Source organism: Streptomyces sp. NPDC006265, from assembly GCF_040613555.1.
Lineage (GTDB): Bacteria > Actinomycetota > Actinomycetes > Streptomycetales > Streptomycetaceae > Streptomyces.
In genome coordinates this window covers 1-2078 of sequence record NZ_JBEXSH010001215.1, presented here as the reverse complement: position 1 = coordinate 2078, position 2078 = coordinate 1, and the positions used below count along the sequence as shown (strand labels likewise).

Here is a 2078-nt window from a genome sequence, read left to right as displayed (position 1 = left end):
ATTTTGTCCGGCCGAGGAGGGTGCGCCGTCGGTCCGGCGGGACGCGACGACTGTCTCTCGCGGCCGCCCAGGCCGTCGGTGTCCTCCCCCGGCGCGTGGCGTTCCGCGGTTCCCGGACGGGACTCCGGCGCGAGGTGTGCCGAGGCTGCCCGACGGGACTCCCGCGCAGGGCGTTCCCCGGCTGCCGGACGGGACCCCCGCGCAGGGCTTTCCACAAGCGCGTGGTGGGCATCCCGAGCAGCGGGAGGCCGGCGGTGGCTGGGGTGAGTTGAGGGGGAGTGGCGGGGGGCCCGCCGGTGTCGGTCTTCCCATACCGCGGCAGCGCCGGGCCTCCGTGCCCGGGCCGCGGCAGGACTACCTCGACGCCTTCCATGAGGAGGACGACGTCTTCGCGCCCCGTACGCCCGCGCACGCCGCGGACGCCTACGCCTCCGTCGCGGACTGGACCGTCGGCACCCCGGCCGGCTCCGGGTCCGGCCACGACGACGCGGGGCCCACCGGCACGCCCGCACCGGGAAGGGGCGGCAAGGGCCGTGCCTTCACCGGCATCGCGGCCGCGGCCGTCACCACCGTGCTGGCCGTCATCGTCGCCGGCCAGGTCGCCGACGACCCCGGCGGCGCGGGCGTGCAGTCGCAGTCCGCCACCGACCGGGCCCGCGACGTCCGGGACGGTGCCTCCCGCGCGGATGGCCGGGCACCCGCCCCCGAGGCCGCGCCGCTGACGTACGACGAGAAGATGGGCCGGACGTACCCGCTCGGCGCCAAGCTCAAGGGCTCCGGGAAGTTCGACGCCGTTCCCGGCATCGCCGAGGCGCCGGGCGCCGGGCAGAAGTTCACGTACCGCTTGGACGTGGAGCAGGGGCTCGGACTGGACGCCGCGCTGTTCGCCGAGGCCGTGCAGAAGACGCTCAACGACCAGCGCAGCTGGGCCCACAACGGCGCGCGCACCTTCGAGCGCGTCTACTCCGGCAAGCCCGACTTCGTGATCACTCTCGCCAGCCCCGGCACGACCGCCGACTGGTGTGCCAAGTCGGGTCTGGACACCACCGAGGACAACGTCTCCTGCGACTCGGCCGCGACCGAGCGCGTGATGATCAACGCCTACCGGTGGGCGCAGGGCTCGGAGACCTACGGCGACAGCAAGATTTACGCCTACCGGCAGATGCTGATCAACCACGAGGTCGGCCACCGCCTCGGCTACGGCCACGTCACCTGCGACAAGGACGGCGACCTCGCGCCGGTCATGCAGCAGCAGACCAAGTTCCTCGACCACGACGGCATCCACTGCCGCGCCAACGCCTGGCCCTATCCAGGGAGTTGACAGGCGTCACAGCGCGATGTGGCGCGGCTCGCGTTGACATGCTCGGAAAGTTCGTTCAGATTCTGGGCATGTCGCCCCGTCACGTCTCCGTTCGCGACGCCATCGAGCTGGCGCTCATCGGAGTGACCCCGCTCTGCGTGGCCGACATCCACTGTTGCTGACGCCGCCCCAGGCGCGCGTCGCTGACCCTTGAGCGGCAGGAGCGGCGCATCCGGGAGCGCGTGGGGAACTGCTGGAGCGCGTGGGGCTCGAAGCGGGGCACTACGACCGCTACCCCCATGAATGCAGCGGCGGGCAGCGCCGGCGTGACGTCCATCGCCCGGGCGCTCGCGGCCGACCCGCGCGTCATCGTCTGCGACGAGCCGGTCTCGGCCCTCGACGTCACCACTCAGGTGCATGTGGTCGTCCTGTTCGGGGAGTTGCAGCGAGAACTCGGGCTCGTGCTGGTCTTCGTCGCGCACGACCCGGCCGTCGTCCGCCAGGTCAGCGACCGGGTCGCCGTGATGCGCCGCGGCCGGATCGTCGAGGAAGGCCCGTCGGGGAGGTGTACGCGTCGCCGCGCGATCCCTGCACCAGGCAGCTGCTCGCCGCGATACCGGCGATCGATCCGGAGGCAGCCGCGCGACGCCGGGCGCGGCGACGGGAGTTGGCCACGGCATGACGATCCGTGTCCGCCTGATCTCCTAGCGCGACAGAACGCGACCCGCACAGCAAAGTTACGACTGTTCACCCCTTTTGGTGGTGCGACGGACAACCG

1 protein-coding gene and 2 pseudogenes are annotated in these 2078 nt (G+C 72.2%); all 3 read left to right on the top strand.

All coding sequences use genetic code 11. From position 1 onward, the window contains the following. Positions 1 to 88: 88 nt before the first annotated feature. A pseudogene (locus ABZ281_RS47250) lies at positions 89 to 1321 on the top strand (DUF3152 domain-containing protein); the annotation flags it as partial. Positions 1322 to 1389: 68 nt separating this feature from the next. Next, the gene (locus ABZ281_RS47245) at positions 1390 to 1482 is read left to right on the top strand and encodes an Ms4533A family Cys-rich leader peptide (RefSeq protein ID WP_356664782.1); all 93 of its coding nucleotides are present in this window, start codon (positions 1390 to 1392) and stop codon (positions 1480 to 1482) included. A 65-nt stretch (positions 1483 to 1547) separates the two neighbouring features. Continuing rightward, positions 1548 to 1982: pseudogene (locus ABZ281_RS47240) on the top strand (ABC transporter ATP-binding protein); the annotation flags it as partial. Positions 1983 to 2078 lie beyond the last annotated feature (96 nt).

Coding starts and splice junctions, on each gene's coding strand:
- ABZ281_RS47245 (WP_356664782.1), top strand. CDS start 1,390: ATGTCGCCCCGTCACGTCTCCGTTCGCGACGCCATCGAGCTGGCGCTC.